Here is a 16690-nt window from a genome sequence, read left to right on the forward strand (position 1 = left end):
ATGCTCGGCTGCACCTTTTTCCGCGCTGCCGCGCGGTGGTCGAGCACGGCTCGACTCTACAGGCCGACGTCGTTCCATCGATGCATGGTGGCGAATCAATCGCCGCACAGTAGATCCACGCCATGCGTGGATGCGATCAACCAATGCTCGTGCGATCGCGGCCGTCGCTCTTGGCGCGGTACAGCGCGCGGTCGGCGCGCTGGTACAGCAGCGCCGGGGTGCGGTCGTCGGCATCCAGCTCCACCAGCCCCGCACTGAAGGTCACGCGCAGGCCTTCCACACCGGCCCAGTCGGGGTGGTCATGGAACAGGCCGCGCAGGCGCGCGCACAGCTGCGCGGCTTCCTCCAGGCGGGTGTCGTTGAGCAGCAGCGCGAACTCTTCGCCGCCGGTTCGCGCCGGCAGGTCGGAGTCGCGGCTGGCGGCTGCGATCAGCGTCGCCACCTGCACCAGCACGGCATCGCCGATGCTGTGGCTGTGGCGGTCGTTGACGTCCTTGAAATGGTCGATGTCCAGCACCACCAGGCACAGTGGATGACCACTGCGCTGCGAACGGGCGAAGTCACGCGCCAGCGTCTCGTCGAAGCCGCGGCGGTTGGCCAGCCCGGTCAGCGCATCCTCGCGGGCCTGGCGCTCGAAGGCTTCGGCCTGGCGCGCCAGGCGCTCGGCCAGCTCGGTCTTTTCCTGGTTCAGCGCCTGCAGGTGCACGGTCTTGGCCTGCAGGTCGAAGGTCGCGTCGTCCACCCGCCGCGCCAGGCGCAGGTTGCTGGCCTTCAGCTGCTGCAGCAGCAGGCGGTACAGTGCCACCAGGCCGGCCAGCAGCAACAGCCCGCCCAGCGCCTGCACGCTGCGCCGCTGCCACCAGAACGGCTCGACGCTGAAGCTCCACACCGCCTCCTGTTGGCCCCAGCTGCCGCCCGGATGCGCCGCAGCCACATGCAGGGTGTAGTCGCCCGGCGGCAGGCCAACGAACTCGACGCTGCGCTGCGGGCCACGCTCGACCCAGCCGGCATCGAGGCCGTCCAGCCGCGTGCGGTAGCGGATCCGGTCGGACATCAGGTAGCTCAGGCCGACATAGCTCACCGCCAACCGGCGGCCACCGGGAATGTAATTGCGATCCGGTCCCTCCCAGTGCACCGGCGCACCATCCACCTGCACGCTCTCGATCGCCGCCGGCGGCGATGGCCGCTCGCGGAAACGCTGCAGGCGTTGCGGGTCGACCGTGCTCAGGCCACCGGCGGTGACCACCCAGAACGTGCCATCCTGGCGCAGGATCGCCGATGGACTGGAGCTGCCATTGGCCTGTGCATTGGCCATGCCGTCGATCTCGTTGTAGCGCTCCAGCACCACCCGCGGCGTGCGGCCATCGGCCACCGCATTGAGGGTGGCCATGTCGGTGCGCAGCACACCACGGTTGCTGCTGATCCAGACATTGCCGAGGCGGTCCGGCACCAGCTGGAACACCGCGTCCACCGGCATGCCCTGCTCCAGGCCGACCCGCGCCAGCGCACCGTTGCGCCAGCGGTACAGGCCACGATCACTGCTGATCCACATCGCATCGCCCAGCTGGTGGAAACCGAACACGCTGCGGCCGCCCCCCAGCGGGGCCAGGTCGATCGACTGCACGTGGTCGCCACGCAGCACGCGGATGCCTTCGATGGTGCCGATCCACAGGTTGCCTTGGTGGTCATGCTCGAGCGCGGTGATCAGGCCGCCGGGCATACCCGGCACGTTCGAGACCTGCACCCGGTCGCCGTCGATGCGCACCACGCCCTTCTGCGTGCCGGCCCAGACCACGCCCTGCGGGTCAACGGTGATCGCACGGATGTTGCCGCCCGGCATGCCGTCAGCCGCCGCATAGTTGTGGCGCAGGCCCCCATCGCGACCCAGCCGGTAAACGCCGTCGCCGAAGGTTCCCACCCACAGGTCACCGTCCGGCCCCTGTGCCAGGCTCAGTACCGAGGGCGCCTTGCCGCCGCGGTTGTGCAGCGGCACCGCGCGGAAACGACCGTCGCGGGTCTGGAGGTCAAGGCCGCTGGCGCTGCCGACCCACAGCTGGCGGTCGCGATCCTCGAACACCGTGCGCACGTAGTCGCCACTGAGCCCATCGCGCTCGGTGAAGCTGCTGAACAGTGTTTCGCGCAGGCGGTACAGGCCCCCATTGGCTCCCACCCAGATGCTGCCTTCGGCATCCTCGCGCAGGCTGACCACGCGTCCGCCCGGCAGGTTCAGGCCGGCCGGCAGCCGCTCCAGGCCATGGGCGGAAATGCGCAGCAGGCCCTGGTTCTCGGTACCCAGCCACAGATCGCCATGCCGGTCCTGCAGCATCGAGGTCATGTGCAGCTGGCCCGGCAGGCGGTGCACCAGCACCAGCTGGTCGTCCTCCACCCGGTACAGGCGCTCGCCGGCGACGATCCACAGCGCGCCATCCGGTGCCCGGTACGGCCACGACAGGCCGCTGCCGGCGCCCAGCCCCCACGCGGCGGGCGCGCGCTTGAGCACGCCGTCGTTGTCGCGCAGCACCAGCCCGTCGAGCGTGCCGACCCATACCCGGTCCTGTGCATCGACCACCAGCTTGGTGAAGCTCATCGCCATCGGCAGGTCCGCCGCCGGTGCCTGGTAGACGATGCCGGCATCCGGCGTCAGGTAGCCGATGCCCTTGCCTTCGTACAGCAGCCACAGCCGGCCCTGGCTGTCCATCTGCATGGACTGGATCAGCACCTGCGGTGTACCGGCCTGGTGCTCCCAGACCCGCCATTGGCCGTCGCTGCCGCGGTGGCTGACGTTGCCGCGCGAATCGCTGATCCACAGCCCGCCCTGGCGGTCGACGAACAGTGCGCCGATGCCGTTGTCGCGCAGGCCCGGGCGCGTACTGCGGTCGAACACGGTGAAGTCCAGTCCGTTGTAGCGCACCAGCCCTTCCCAGGTGGCGAACCACAGATGGCCCTCCGGCGTCTGTGCGATGTCGCGCAGCGAGTTGTGCGGCAGGCCGTTGCGCGAGGTCCATACATCGATGGCGTAGTCGCGCAGCGGGGGCGCGCCCTCCTGTGCCGCCAGCGGCAGCGCGAGGGCCAGCAGCAACCACAGCAGGCCCTGCCGCAGTGCCCGCCTGAATCCTGATGCGCGGCGCTCCACCCAGCGCCCCTCGTCCCCCTGCCCGCCCATCACCGCAGCAGCGGCGGCCAGGTGCGGCTGCAGGGCGCGGCAGCGTGCGGGAACAGCCGGGCAGCGCGCACTGGCATGCCGGCGGGAACGGGCTGGCTCATCGAGGGGAGACTGGGGAGATGGGCAGATGATAGGCCAAACCCCGGCCCCGGCGTCACCGTCCGCGGCCCGCCGGCTCAGCCGGCGCGGCCGGGCGCCACCACCTGGGCACTGGCCGGCCACTGCACCACCGCCTCCAGGCCACCTTCGGCCCGGTTGCGCAGCCACAGCCGCGCGCCGTCCTTCTCGGCCAGGGCGCGGGCGATGGTCAGGCCCAGGCCGGCCCCGCCGGTCTGGCGCGAACGCGAGGTTTCCACCCGCACGAACGGATCGAACACCGCCTCCAGCTGCTCTTCGGCCAGGCCGGGGCCGTCATCGGCCACCACTACGGTGATCGCACCGCCGCTGCGCTCGACCCGTACCCGCGCCCGTTGCGCGTACATCACCGCGTTGTCCACCAGGTTGGAGAACAGGCGGTGCATGGCCAGCGGACGCAGCATCAGCACCGAACCACTGCCCCCCTCGAAGACCACGTCGGCGCCGCCTTCGGCGGTGTCCTCGACGATGCTCTCCAGCAGTGAATCCAGGTCGAGTGCGGCGCGCTGCTCGGCACTCTCGGCACTGCGGGCCAGTTCCAGGCCCTCGCGCACCAGCGCCTGCATCGCCGCCAGGTCACCGATCAGGCGCTCGCGCAGGGCTTCGTCGCTGACATTCTCCAGGCGCAGGCGCAACCGGGTCAGCGGCGTCTGCAGGTCATGGGTGATCGCCGCCAGCATCTGCGTGCGTTCGGCCAGGTGCCGCTGCAGGCGGTGCTGCATGGCGTTGAAGGCTTCGGCGGCGCGCTGCACTTCACGCGGCCCGCGCAATGGCAACGGGTCGCGCTGCAGATCGTCGCCGAGATCCTCGGCAGCGGCGGCCAGTTCCTGCAGTGGCGCACTGGCCATGCGCGCAACGATATAGGCCAGCACGGCAATCGCCAGCACCAGCAGGGTCAGGAACCACGGGTCCACGGCGAGGATGCCGTTGTGCGCCACCGCCGGCGAGTCCAGCGCCAGTTTCAGCAGCGTGCCGTCGTTGAGGGTCACGTCCACCGCGCGGCACTTGGGCGGGATGAACGCCGGGTCGCGTTCGCGCGGCGGCCGCCGGTGACCCGGCGGTGGCGGCGGCAGCAGGTCCTGCAGCTTGGGAATGCAGGAGCGGAACGAAGCGAAGTGCACATGCGCGCGCGACACCGGTCCGGGGCGGTCTTCCAGCACTTCCATCAGCGCCGTGTCGGCACGCCCGAGGCGGGCTCCGGGCTGCAGCGCGCGCACGCTCGGCCCGCCGATCGCCAGCAGGCGCTCGCGCAGCTCCGGATTGCCGTCCAGCAGGTTGACGTAGCCCTGCAGGCGGTCGGCGATGCGGTTCAGGTTCTGCCGCTCGAACTCCTGCTGGCGCTTGGAAGTGGCCAGCATGGTCGCGCCGATCGCAGCCACCGCCATGCCCAGCAGCAGGATCACGAACAACCGCCCGACCATCGAGGACAGGAAATGGCGCAGGCGCTTCATCGCGGCTTATTCCAGGTTGACCGCGGAGGCCAGCACGTAGCCCTCGTTGCGCACGGTCTTGATCAGTCCGTCCGGGCCACCGTCGTCGCCCAGCTTGTTGCGCAGGCGGCTGACCTGCAGGTCGATCGCGCGGTCCTGTGCCTCGTAGTTGCGGCCACTGCTGAGCGCGACCAGCTGCTCGCGCGACAGCACCTTGTTGGCGTGCGCGATGAACACCCGCAGCAGGCGGAACTCGGCGCCGGACAGCACCACCACGCGGTCATCCGGATCGACCAGGTGGCGATGCTCCAGGTCGAACACCCAGCGCGAGAAGCGCGCACGGCGCACCGCCAGCGGCTCCAGGTTGGCCGGCAGCGCCTCGGTCCGGCGCAGCACGTTGCGGATGCGCGCCAGCAGCTCGCGGGGCTCGAACGGCTTGGCCAGGTAGTCGTCGGCGCCCATTTCCAGGCCCAGCACGCGGTCGATCGGCTCGGCGCGCGCGGTCAGCATGATCACCGGCGTGTTGGAACGCGCACGCAGGTCGCGGCACAGGGTCAGGCCATCCTCGCGCGGCAGGTTGAGGTCGAGCACGATCAGGTCCACGTGCTCGCGGTCCAGCAGCTGGCGCATGGCGGTGCCATCGGCCGCCGTGCTCACCAGGTAACCGGCGCGGCCGAGCTGCTCGGCCAGCAGCGTGCGGATGTCGTTGTCGTCGTCGACGATCAGCAGTCGATGCATCGGGTTTTCAGTCTCCATGTCGCGATCATCCCGTGTCGGCAGCTGAACCGCATCCGGGGCAATGCGTACCAGTGTATCTACCCACGGGCGGGATACCTGTGGTTACGCGTATTCACCGACAGTGTTACATACAGACATACCCCGAGGATTGAGCCGTCCATCGCCCGGTCTTCACAATGCCCGCCAACGCCGCACGCGCGGCCCCGAGAGTGAAGCCACGACGTGACGTTCCGCCTGCTGCCCGCGACCCGCCGGAGTCGCCTGATACTGATCGCCCTGCTTGCCCTGATCGTCGCCGCGACCGCCTGGTGGCTGCTGCGCAAGCCCGCCGCGCCGGCGGTGGCCACCTCGCCGGTCAGCCGCGGTGACATCGAGCAGACGGTGGACGCCACCGGCGTGATCGATGCCTACAAGCTGGTCAGCGTCGGTGCGCAGGCCTCGGGCCAGATCAAGTCGCTGAAGGTGCAGCTGGGCGACACCGTGAAGGAAGGCGACCTGATTGCCGAGATCGACGCCACCACCCAGCAGAACCAGGTGCTCAACGCGCAGGCCTCGCTGGACCAGGTCACCGCCCAGCGCGCCGTCCAGCAGGCCACCCTGCGCCAGGCCGAACTGGAATTCGCGCGCCAGCAGCAGATGCTGGCCGCCGAGGCCACCTCGCGCCAGGAATACGATGCCGCCGAGGCGCAGCTGAAGACCGCCCGTGCCCAGCTGCAGTCCTACGAGGCGCAGATCAAGGGTCGCGAAACCGAGCTGGGCACCGCCCGCGCCAACCTGGCCTACACCCGCATCACCGCGCCGATGGACGGCACCGTGGTGGCGGTGGTGGCCGAGGAAGGCCGCACGGTGAACGCCAACCAGACCGCGCCGACCATCGTCATGCTGGCGCGGCTGGACGTGGTCACCGTCAATGCGGAGATCTCCGAGGCCGACGTGGTCAAGATCAAGGCCGGCATGCCGGTGTACTTCACCACGCTCGGCGACCCGGACCGCAAGTACCACGCCACGCTGCGCCAGATCAATCCGGCGCCAGCCTCGATCGCCAACGAGAATTCATCCAGCTCCAGCAGCTCCTCCAGTTCCAGTTCCAGCAGCGCGGTCTACTACAACGCGCTGTTCGACGTGGAGAACCCGGATGGCACGCTGCGCATCGACATGACCGCGCAGGTCTCGGTACTGCTCAAGCAGGCCAAGGGCGTGCTGATGGTGCCGGCGGTGGCACTGGGACCGAAGCGCGGTGGCGATGAGCGCATGGTGCGGGTGCTGGACGACAAGGGCCAGCCGCAGCCGCGCAAGGTCACGGTGGGCATCAACAATGGCGCCTCGGCCGAGATCCTGTCCGGGCTGAGGGAAGGCGAGCGCGTGGTGGTCGGCGAAGCGGGTGCGGCCGGTGCCAGCGCCGGCGGCGGCAACCGCGGCGGCATGCAGATGCGGGTTGGCGGCCCGGGCATGGGGCGCCGATGAGCACGACGGCGCCGCTGCTGCGCCTGCGCGACCTGCGACGTGAATTCCCGGCCGGCGATGATGTGATCGCCGTGCTGCGCGACGTCAATCTCGACATCCACGCCGGTGAGATGGTGGCCATCGTCGGCCAGTCCGGCTCGGGCAAGTCGACGCTGATGAACATCCTCGGCTGCCTCGATCGTCCCACCCGTGGCAGCTACCAGGTGGCCGGCCGCGAAACCGGGAAGATGCAACCGGACGAACTGGCCGAACTGCGCCGCGAGCATTTCGGTTTCATCTTCCAGCGCTACCACCTGCTCGGCGACCTGGATGCGCGCGGCAACGTGGAAGTGCCGGCGGTGTACGCCGGCAGCCCCGGCCCGGTGCGCAACGCGCGTGCCGAGCAACTGCTGCAGCGGCTGGGCCTGAGCGACCGCATGCATCACAAGCCGGGCCAGCTGTCCGGTGGCCAGCAGCAGCGCGTGTCGATCGCACGCGCCCTGATGAACGGCGGCGAGGTGATCCTGGCCGACGAACCGACCGGCGCGCTGGACACGAAATCCGGCGAGGAAGTGATGGCGATCCTCGGCGAACTGCATGCCGAAGGCCACACCATCATCATCGTCACCCACGACATGAGCGTGGCCGAGCACGCGCAGCGCATCATCGAAATCCGCGATGGCGAGATCATCGCCGACCGCGCCAACCCGAATGCGCCGACCTACCGTGCGCAGCGCGAGGCCAGTACCGGCGTCGCCCGCGGCAACAGCTGGCGGGCCGCGCGCGACCGCTTCACCGAAGCGTTCCGCATGGCGCTGCTGGCGATGAACGCACATCGGCTGCGAACCTTCCTGACCATGCTCGGCATCATCATCGGCATCGCCTCGGTGGTCTCGGTGGTGGCGCTGGGCAATGGCTCCCAGCAGCAGATCCTGCAGAACATCAGCGCGCTCGGCACCAATACTATCGACGTCTATCCCGGCCGCGGTTTCGGCGACATGCGCTCGGCGCGCGTACAGACGCTCAAGGCCAGCGATGCCGATGCACTGGCAAGGCAGAGCTACGTGGACAGCGCCACCCCCAGCGTATCGACTTCGGTCACCGCGCGTTACCGCAACCAGTCGTCCACCGCCCAGGTCAGCGGCGTTGGCGAGCAGTTCTTCCGGGTCAAGGGCGTGACCCTGCTCAGCGGCAGCTTCTTCGATGCCGATGCGGTCAAGGGCCTGGGCCAGGTGGCGGTGATCGACGAGAACACCCAGGCCCAGTTCTTTCCCGATGTCGACCCGGTCGGCCAGGTGATCCTGCTCGGCAACGTGCCGGCGCGCGTGGTCGGCGTGGCCAAGCGGCAGAGTTTCGGCTTCGGCGGCAGCACCAGCCTCAGCGTGTGGGTGCCGTACACCACGGTGATGTCGCGCATGCTCGGCCAGAGCCACGTGTCCAGCATCACCGTGCGCGTGGACGATGACACGCCGATGGACGCCGCGCAGGAAGCGATCACCCGCCTGCTGACCCTGCGTCATGGCACCGAGGATTTCTTCCTCAGCAACAGCGCCGAGATCCGCGAGACCATCGAGCAGACCACGCGCACGATGACCCTGCTGATCGGTGCCATCGCCGCCATCGCGTTGCTGGTCGGTGGCATCGGCGTGATGAACATCATGCTGGTATCGGTGACCGAGCGCACCCGCGAGATCGGGGTGCGCATGGCCGTCGGTGCACGGCAGAGTGATATCCGCCAGCAGTTCCTGATCGAAGCGGTGCTGGTCTGCCTGCTCGGCGGCGTGCTCGGTATCGGCCTGGCCCTGCTGCTGGGCTCGATGATCGGCCGCTTCGCCAGCGACTTCCAGGTGCTGTTCTCCACCGCCTCGATCGTCGCCGCGTTTGCCTGCTCGACCCTGATCGGCGTTGCGTTCGGCTTCCTGCCAGCGCGCAACGCCGCGCAGCTCGACCCGGTGGAGGCCCTGGCCCGCGAATGAAGATGATGACCCGACTGCCCTTCCCCGCTCCCCGGCACCTGCTGCTGGCCGGTGCCGTTCTACTCGCCCTGTCCGGCTGCGCGTCGGTCGGCCGCTACCCGGTGCACGACCCGGCCGTGGCGGCGCAGTATGGACGTGGCGATGCCACCCTCAACGCGCCAGCCGATGACCCGCGCAGCAGCCTGGATACACCGGGCCGCGACATCCGCCAGGACACCTGGTGGACCGGCTTCGGCGATGAACGCCTGGACCGTCTGGTGGCGCAGGCGCTGGCCGCCAACAGCGATCTGGCCGCCGCCGGCCTGGCCGTGCAGCGTTCGCGCCTGCAGGCCGGCCTGGCCAGCAACGCACTGTGGCCGCAGCCCTCATCATCCGGCGTGAGCGGCAGCGCCAGCCGCGCCACCGACCAGTCTGATGATTGGCGCCGCAGCTATTCCACCGGCGTCTCGCTGGGTTGGGAAGTGGACCTGTGGGGCCGCCTGCGCACCCAGCGCGACATCGCCCGCTGGGAAGCCGAGGCCAGCGAGGAAGACCGGCAGAACACCGCGCTGCTGGTGATCAGCGACACCATCACCCAGTACTGGAACCTGGCCTACCTCAACCAGTCGATCGCCACCGGCCAGGCCAACCTGGAGCGCCTGGAACGCACCCGCGAACTGGTGCAGGCCCGCTTCGACGCCGGTGCGGTATCGCGCCTGGAAGTGCGCCAGGCACTGCAGAACCTGCAGTCGCAGCGGTCCTCGCAGAGCGCGCTGGAACAGCAGCGGGTGGAGGTGCGCAACGCGCTGACCGTGCTGCTGGACGGCACGCCCTGGCCCCAGCAGGACGAGCCACAGGACCTGCTGGGCGCACGCAGCCCAGCCATCAGCGAAGGCCTGCCGACCGATCTGCTCGGCCGCCGCCCCGATCTGCGCGCGGCCGAACTTCGCCTGCGCAACAGCCTGAAGACCATCAAGGTCACCGCCACCCAGTACTACCCTGCGCTGAGCCTGACCGGCAGCCTCGGTTCCAGCGCGACCTCGCTGGGCGACGTACTGCGCAACCCGGTGGCCACGCTGGGCGCCGGCCTGTCGCTGCCGTTCCTCAACCTGCAGCGTGCGCAGCTGGATACCGATATCGCCGGCACCGCCTACCAGATCGCCGCCAGCAACTTCCGCAAGACGCTGTATACCGCGCTCTCGGAAGTGGACAACGCACTGTCGGCGCGCGAGCAGCTGGCGCGCCAGGTGGCGGCCTCGCAGGCTTCATACGACGAAGCGGTGGAAGTGGAACGCGCGCAGGAAGTGCGTTACCGCGTGGGTGCCACCGATCTGCGCACCTGGCTGGAAGCGCAGCAGACCCGGCGTGATGCCGAACTGTCGCTGGCACGCGCGCGCCAGGGCCAGCTCAATAACGACGTGACGCTGTTCAAGGCGTTGGGCGGCAGCGCGGGGTGAGGCGGGACATGAAACGGGGTCAGATCCCTTTTCCCATGAAACGGGGTCAGATCCCTTTTCCCATTGGAAAAGGGATCTGACCCCGATCACATCGCGCTGGCCGATCAACCGCGCTGGCGCACGGCCTCGAACAGGCTGACGCCGGCGGCGACGGACACGTTCAGGCTCTCGATCTCGCCCGGCATCGGGATCTTGACCAGGCCATCGCAGTTCTCGCGGGTCAGGCGGCGCAGGCCATCGGCTTCGCCGCCCAGCACCAGCGCGATGTTGCCCTTCAGGTCCAGCTGGTACAGCGAGGCCGTGGCTTCACCGGCCAGGCCGTAGATCCACACGCCCTGCTTCTGCAGGTCCTTCAGGCAGCGCGAGAGGTTGGTCACCGCCACCACCGGGATCAGGTCGGCGGCACCGGCCGAAGTCTTGCGCACAGTGGCATTGACCGTGGCCGACTTGTCCTTCGGGATGATCACCGCGGTCGCCCCGGCGGCAGCGGCCGAGCGCAGGCAGGCGCCGAGGTTGTGCGGGTCCTGCACCTCGTCGAGCACCAGCAGCAGGGCCTTGCCCTCGGCCGCGGTGACCAGCCCTTCCAGCTCGTTCTCGCTGTAGGTACGGGCGGCGGCGTAGCGCGCGGCCACGCCCTGGTGGCGCACCGAACCGCCAACACCGTCCAGCGCCTGGCTGTTCACCTTGCGCACATCGATGCCCTTGCGGCGGGCGTTCTCTTCGATCTCGGTCAGGCGCGGGTTCTTCGCACCGGCCTCGACCAGCACTTCGCGGACGTTCTCGGCGTCGTTCTCGATGGAGGAGGCGACGGCGTTGACGCCGACAATCCACTGGCTGTTCTTGCTCATGCGGGCGGGGACCGGAAAGGGGGTGGCTATGGTAGAGCATCGGCAGGCCGGGCGCTGCGACCGGCCGCCCCTCTGTAGCGCCGAGCCCATGCTCGGCTGGCTGGCGGGGGGCCGATGAAGCCTGAACCCGGAGCAGCCGAGCGTGGGCTCGGCGCTAGAGAGGCGTTACCGACTGCGCGGCGGCCAGTGCGGGGTGTCGTGGTCGGGGTGCTGGTGGGAGACGATGGTGGCCAGGAACTCCAGCGCGGCGACGTCGTCCTCGGTGCGCCGCGCCGGCAGGCCGGACAGGCTGTCGACGAACGGCAGCTTGCGCTCCACCCCGTACTGGATCGTCGGTGGCAGGCGTTCCGGCTCATCGAAGGCGCCGGCAGCCACGGCCACGCCATCCGGGGCTTCATAGGTCAGGGGTGTACCGCAGTCGGCGCAGAAACCACGCCGCACCACGTTGGACGACTGGAAATAGCGCGGCTGGCCGCGGGTCCAGCTGAACTGCACGCCGCGCACGGATACCAGCGGCGCGTAATAGGCACCGAACGCCTTCTGGCACATCCGGCAATGGCAGATCGAGCTGTCGGTGAGCTCGCCACGCGCCTGGAAGCGGACCGCGCCGCACTGGCAGCCGCCACTGTATTCGGGTTGGCCTTGCATGCTGGGGTTCCTCCGGAACGTCGTGCCAACCAAGGTTGGCACCTACCAGTTGCGGTAGGTGCCGACCGTTGGTCGGCACACCTTTCAATACTTCTTCTTGGTGCGCTTGGCCGGCTTGCCCCGCTCGGGCGGCGGCGGCAGGCCATCGCCCTCGTCCTCGCCCTTGTGCTCGACCAGGCGGAAGTCGATCTTGCGCTCTTCCATGCTGGCCTTCAGCACCAGGATCCGCACGCGGTCACCCAGCCGGTAGCTGCTGCCGCGGCGTTCGCCGGTCAGCGTTTTGCGGGTGGCGTCGAACTTGTAATAGTCCTGCGGCAGCTGGGTCACATGCACCAGGCCCTGCACCTTGGACTCGTCCAGTTCCACGAACAGGCCGAAGCTGGTCACGCCGCTGATCACGCCGTCGAACTGGCCGCCCACGTGCTTTTCCATCCACGCCGCGCGGTAACGCTCGTCGACCTCGCGCTCGGCTTCGTCGGCACGGCGCTCGCGCTCGGAACACTGCAGCGCCAGGGCCGCCATTTCGCGCGCGTTGTAGGTGAACTTGTCCAGCGGCTTGCCGGACAACGCATGCTTGATCGCACGGTGCACCAGCAGGTCGGGGTAACGGCGGATCGGCGAGGTGAAGTGCGCGTACGCCTCCAGCGCCAGGCCGAAGTGGCCGTGATTCTCCGGGCTGTAGATCGCCAGGCTCTGGCTGCGCAGCAACACCGATTCCAGCAGCGTGGCATCGGGGCGGTCGCGGATCTTCTTCAGCAGCTTGGTGTAATCGCCCGGGCGCACCTTCGACCACGGCGGCAGGCTCAGCTTGAACTCCTTGAGGAATTCCAGCAGGTCGGCGTACTTGGTTTCCGGCGGCTTCTCGTGGATGCGGTACGGCGCCGGCACATGGCGCGACAGCAGGTACCTGGCGGCCTCGACGTTGGCCGCGATCATGCACTCCTCGATCAGCTTGTGCGCGTCGTTGCGCACCAGCATGCCGGCCTGGGTCACTTCACCACGGTTGTCCAGCACGAAGCGCACTTCACTGCTTTCGAATTCGATGGCACCGCGCTTGGCGCGTGCCTTGGACAGCACCTTGTACAGCTGGTGCAGGCGCTGCACCTGCGGCAGCAGGTCGCCCATCCAGGCCTTGGTATCGGCATCGTCCTCGCCCACCGCCTTCCACACCTGGGTGTAGGTCAGGCGCGCATGCGAGTTCATCACCGCCTCGTAGAAGCGCGAATGCGTGACCAGGCCATCGCGGTCGATCTGCATGTCGCAGACAAAGCACATGCGGTCGACCTTCGGCATCAGCGAGCAGATGCCGTTGGACAGTGTCTCCGGCAGCATCGGCACCACGAAGCCCGGGAAGTACACCGACGTCGCACGCTTCTGCGCCTCTTCATCCAGCGGCGTACCAGGGCGAACGTAATTCGAGACGTCGGCAATCGCCACCACCAGGCGGAAACCCTCGGCATTCGGCTCGCAGTACACCGCGTCGTCGAAGTCCTTGGCATCCTCGCCATCGATGGTGACCAGCGGCGTGCTGCGCAGGTCGACACGGTCGCCAATCATCGCCGGCTCGACCACCAGCGGCACCGAGGCCGCTTCGTCCAGCACCTCCTGCGGGAACTCGAACGGCAGCTCGTGGCCATGGATGGCGGTCTCCACCACCAGCGACGCGGTCAGCTTGTCGCCGAGCACCGCGATGATGCGGCCGATCGGCGGGCGGCGGCTGTCCGGCGCCTGGGTCAGTTCACAGACCACCAGCTGGCCGTCGCGCGCACCACCGGTCTGGTCCGGCGGCACCTGCACGTTGCGCTGCACGCGCTTGTCGTCGGGCACCACGTAGTTGATGCCCATCTCGATGCTGAAGCGGCCGATCAGGCGGGTCATGCCGCGCTCCAGCACGCGGGCGATGCTGCCTTCGCGACGGCCACGGTGATCGATGCCGGTCACGCGGGCCAGCACCTTGTCGCCGTGCATGACCTTGCGCATTTCATAAGGCGGCAGGAACAGGTCGTCGCCGCCCTCGACCGGGCGCAGGAAGCCGAACCCTTCCGGGTTGGCGATCACCACACCGGTGACCAGGTTCAGGGTCTGGATCGGGGCGAAACCGCCGCGACGGTTCTGCACCAGCTGGCCGTCGCGGACCATCGCACCGAGCCGGCGCGACAGCGCTTCGGCCCGGTCCGGAGCGGTCAGGCCCAGGCGCGCGCCCAGTTCCTCGGCGGTCTGCGGCCCTTCGCAGCGCTCCAGCAGGGCCAGGATGGCCTCGCGGCTGGCGATGGGCTGTTCGTACTTCTCCGCTTCGCGGGCGGCATAGGGATCGTCGATCACCTTGCCGGCCGGCGGCAGCTTGCGGCCCGGGGCCGGGCCCGGTGCATCGGTACTGCGGACCTTGCGGCCGCGTGGCGGTGCACCGCCTTCATTCAATTCGGGGAACCAGCCCGGCAGCGGCTTGCCCGGCTTGGTGGTGCGGGCTGCACCCGCCTTGGCGCCCTTGTTCGGGGCCTGGCTGCGGGACTTGCTCCCGCCCTTGCTTGGTTTTTTGGTAGTCATCGCCCTACATGGTAGCCGCTGGCGGCGTGCAGAACGGGTCAGCGGTCGCCTTCAAGCGATCGCGTCAAAAATATTCAGGAAGTCGTTGACAGCCTGCGGATTCATCTTCACAATTGCGCCTCTGGAACGCCCAGGTGGCGGAATTGGTAGACGCACTAGTTTCAGGTACTAGCGGGTAAAACCGTGGAGGTTCGAGTCCTCTCCTGGGCACCAACGAAAAAACTCCTCGCTTCGGCGGGGATTTTTTTTGCCTGTGATCCGGCAGCCGGGGTCGGATTCCTTTCCAGAGGAAAGGGCTCTGGCCCCAAGCGAGTGAGATGGGGGGGCAGAGCCCGTTTCGCATGCGCAACGGCAACCGACCCGGGATCAGCAAAAAGTGTTGACACCCCCGTCACGGCACCCCATAATCTCGCTCCTCGACGCCCAGGTGGCGGAATTGGTAGACGCACTAGTTTCAGGTACTAGCGGGTAAAACCGTGGAGGTTCGAGTCCTCTCCTGGGCACCACGTCGAGAATGAGAAAAACCCGCGAAAGCGGGTTTTTTCATGCCCCGGATCCGGCATCAGAACAACGGCCGCAGCACCAGTTCCAGCCCGAGCAGCAGCAGGAACCCCAGGAAGCAGGCGCGGAACACGCGGGCACTGATGCGCTGCCGGATCACCTGGCCCAGCCACATGCCCAGCAGCGCCGGCAGCACCGCCAGCGCACTCAGCCCCAGCTGCTGGATGCCGAACGCACCGTGCAGCACCAGACCGGTGGTCAGCGAAATCGTCGACACGGTGAACGCCAGCCCGAGCGCCTGCACCAGCTCCTCGCGCTGCAATCCCAGCGACTGCAGGTACGGCACCGCCGGCATCACGAACACACCCGTCGCCCCCGTCACCACGCCGGACAGCGCACCCACCAGCGGCCCCAGCCAGCGCTCGCGCCGCTGCGGCACGCGGAACACCGGCGCGAGCAACGCATAGGCGGCATAGACCACCAATGCCACGCCCAGCGCAACGCGCGACCAGGTGCGATCGACCCGCACCAGCAGTGCGGCCGAACCCAGCGTCACCACCACCACGGCAAGCATCATCGGCCACAAACGCCGCACGATGTGGCCCAGCGACGGCCCGGACAGCAGTTGCCACGCATTGGTGACGAAGGTTGGAATGAACAGCATCGACGCCGCCGCCACCGGTGACAGGGTGCTGCCCAGCAGGCCCATCGCCACCGTCGGCAACCCCATCCCTGTCACGCCCTTGACCACGCCGGCCAGCACGAACACCGCCACCAGCAGCAAATAGAAGTATGTCGATTCATGCATGGCTTCATTGGACCGGGCCCTCGCCAGGCGCACAATGCGGTCTTCCCGGCCCAGCCTTCGGCTGACCCGAAGGCGCCGGATCAGCAATGAGGCACGACATGCGGATGGACATCGCCGACCTGCGCCTGTTCCTGGCAATCGCCGAAGCCGGCAGCATCACCGCCGGCGCGGCACAGGCAAACCTGGCATTGGGTTCAGCCAGCGAGCGCCTGCGCACGATCGAAGCCGATGCCGGCACCGCGCTGTTGCACCGGCACCCACGCGGCGTCAGCCTGACCGAGGCCGGCGCCGCCCTCGCCCACCACGCACGCCTGATCCTGCAGCAGCAGGCACAGCTGCGTGGCGAACTACAGGCGTTCGCGCAGGGTGCGCGCGGCACCCTGCACCTGTATGCCAACACCGCCGCGCTGACCAACTACCTGCCCTCGCGGCTCGCGCCGTGGCTGGCCGAACGCCCACGCCTGCATGTCGAACTGCTGGAGCGCACCAGCCCCGAAGTCGTACGCGCGATCAGTGCCGGCCAGGCCGAAGCCGGCATCATCAGCGATGCGGTCGACGCTGCCGGCCTGCAGCAGCATGTGGTCGCCGAAGATCCCCTGGTGATGCTGCTGCCGGCCGACCACCGCTTCGCGACTCGGCGCAGCCTGGCTTTTGCCGAGGCTGCCGGAGAGACCTTCGTTGCCCTGGCCGACGGCAATGCACTGCAGACCTACATCGAGGCCCAGGCGCGCGACATCGGGCGCCGCCTGGATGTACGCATCCGCATGAAGACCTTCGAAGGCGTGTGCATCATGGTCGGCCACGGCATCGGCGTCGGCATCGCGCCGCGGACCATCGCGCGCCAGCATCGGCGCAGCACGCACACCGTCGCCGTACCGCTCGCCGATGCGTGGGCGCAACGACGCCTGTGCGCATGCTTTGCCGAGTGGACACGACTGTCACCGGCGATGCGCAGCCTGCTGCATCACCTGGGCGTGCAGCCCCAGAAAAAAGTGTGAAATGTTGTTGACACATCTTCTG

At 68.4% G+C, this 16690-nt stretch carries 11 protein-coding genes and 2 tRNA genes; 6 read left to right on the forward strand and 7 right to left on the reverse strand.

Annotated features, from left to right (window positions below):
- Nucleotides 1-136: 136 nt before the first annotated feature.
- The 3 genes from E5790_RS02535 to E5790_RS02545 form a co-directional block, all read right to left on the reverse strand.
- A complete protein-coding gene (locus tag E5790_RS02535) occupies nucleotides 137-3163 on the reverse strand; it encodes a ligand-binding sensor domain-containing diguanylate cyclase (RefSeq protein ID WP_041864114.1) in 3027 nt (1008 codons plus the stop codon).
- A 176-nt stretch (nucleotides 3164-3339) separates the two neighbouring features.
- Nucleotides 3340-4749 (reverse strand): ATP-binding protein, encoded by a 1410-nt coding sequence (locus E5790_RS02540; protein WP_032956880.1) that lies wholly within the window; start codon nucleotides 4747-4749, stop codon nucleotides 3340-3342.
- 6 nt (nucleotides 4750-4755) lie between these two features.
- Complete coding sequence (locus E5790_RS02545; protein ID WP_041863210.1) at nucleotides 4756-5484, reverse strand: response regulator; 729 nt, start codon at nucleotides 5482-5484, stop codon at nucleotides 4756-4758.
- A 204-nt stretch (nucleotides 5485-5688) separates the two neighbouring features.
- Here E5790_RS02545 and E5790_RS02550 point away from each other — a divergent pair, with 204 nt between their 5' ends.
- Genes E5790_RS02550 through E5790_RS02560 form a run of 3 tightly spaced genes read left to right on the forward strand, consistent with a single transcriptional unit; the run spans nucleotide 5689 to nucleotide 10321 of the window.
- A complete protein-coding gene (locus E5790_RS02550) occupies nucleotides 5689-6930 on the forward strand; it encodes an efflux RND transporter periplasmic adaptor subunit (protein WP_111205933.1) in 1242 nt (413 codons plus the stop codon).
- Nucleotides 6927-8885 carry a MacB family efflux pump subunit gene (locus tag E5790_RS02555; protein WP_111205932.1) on the forward strand — a complete coding sequence of 653 codons (1959 nt, stop codon included), beginning with the start codon at nucleotides 6927-6929 and terminating at the stop codon, nucleotides 8883-8885. The genes E5790_RS02550 and E5790_RS02555 overlap by 4 nt, the downstream gene beginning before the upstream one ends.
- Entirely contained in the window at nucleotides 8882-10321 is a 1440-nt protein-coding gene (locus E5790_RS02560) for a TolC family protein (protein WP_046429746.1), read from the forward strand. Before E5790_RS02555 ends, E5790_RS02560 begins: the two co-directional genes overlap by 4 nt.
- Nucleotides 10322-10425: 104 nt before the next feature.
- Here the strand turns inward: E5790_RS02560 and rlmB are convergent, their stop codons facing one another.
- The 3 genes from rlmB to rnr form a co-directional block, all read right to left on the reverse strand.
- The gene (gene rlmB / locus E5790_RS02565) at nucleotides 10426-11169 is read right to left on the reverse strand and encodes a 23S rRNA (guanosine(2251)-2'-O)-methyltransferase RlmB (protein ID WP_005408775.1); all 744 of its coding nucleotides are present in this window, start codon (nucleotides 11167-11169) and stop codon (nucleotides 10426-10428) included.
- Between the two features lie 165 nt (nucleotides 11170-11334).
- A complete protein-coding gene (locus E5790_RS02570) occupies nucleotides 11335-11817 on the reverse strand; it encodes a GFA family protein (RefSeq protein ID WP_014646528.1) in 483 nt (160 codons plus the stop codon).
- Nucleotides 11818-11901: 84 nt separating this feature from the next.
- A complete protein-coding gene (gene rnr, locus E5790_RS02575) occupies nucleotides 11902-14361 on the reverse strand; it encodes a ribonuclease R (protein ID WP_049442198.1) in 2460 nt (819 codons plus the stop codon).
- Nucleotides 14362-14489: 128 nt separating this feature from the next.
- Between rnr and E5790_RS02580 the strand changes: the two genes are divergently transcribed.
- Nucleotides 14490-14574, forward strand: a tRNA-Leu gene (locus tag E5790_RS02580).
- A gap of 208 nt (nucleotides 14575-14782) precedes the next feature.
- Nucleotides 14783-14867: transfer RNA gene (locus tag E5790_RS02585), tRNA-Leu, on the forward strand.
- Nucleotides 14868-14923: 56 nt separating this feature from the next.
- Here the strand turns inward: E5790_RS02585 and E5790_RS02590 are convergent.
- Nucleotides 14924-15670, reverse strand: a complete 747-nt coding sequence (locus E5790_RS02590) for a sulfite exporter TauE/SafE family protein (RefSeq protein ID WP_111205931.1) — start codon at nucleotides 15668-15670, stop codon at nucleotides 14924-14926.
- 98 nt (nucleotides 15671-15768) lie between these two features.
- On the opposite strand from E5790_RS02590, the gene E5790_RS02595 reads away from it, so the two are divergent.
- Nucleotides 15769-16668 (forward strand): LysR family transcriptional regulator, encoded by a 900-nt coding sequence (locus E5790_RS02595; RefSeq protein ID WP_111205930.1) that lies wholly within the window; start codon nucleotides 15769-15771, stop codon nucleotides 16666-16668.
- Nucleotides 16669-16690 lie beyond the last annotated feature (22 nt).

This window comes from Stenotrophomonas sp. PAMC25021 (assembly GCF_004795795.1).
Taxonomy (GTDB): Bacteria; Pseudomonadota; Gammaproteobacteria; order Xanthomonadales; family Xanthomonadaceae; genus Stenotrophomonas; species Stenotrophomonas muris.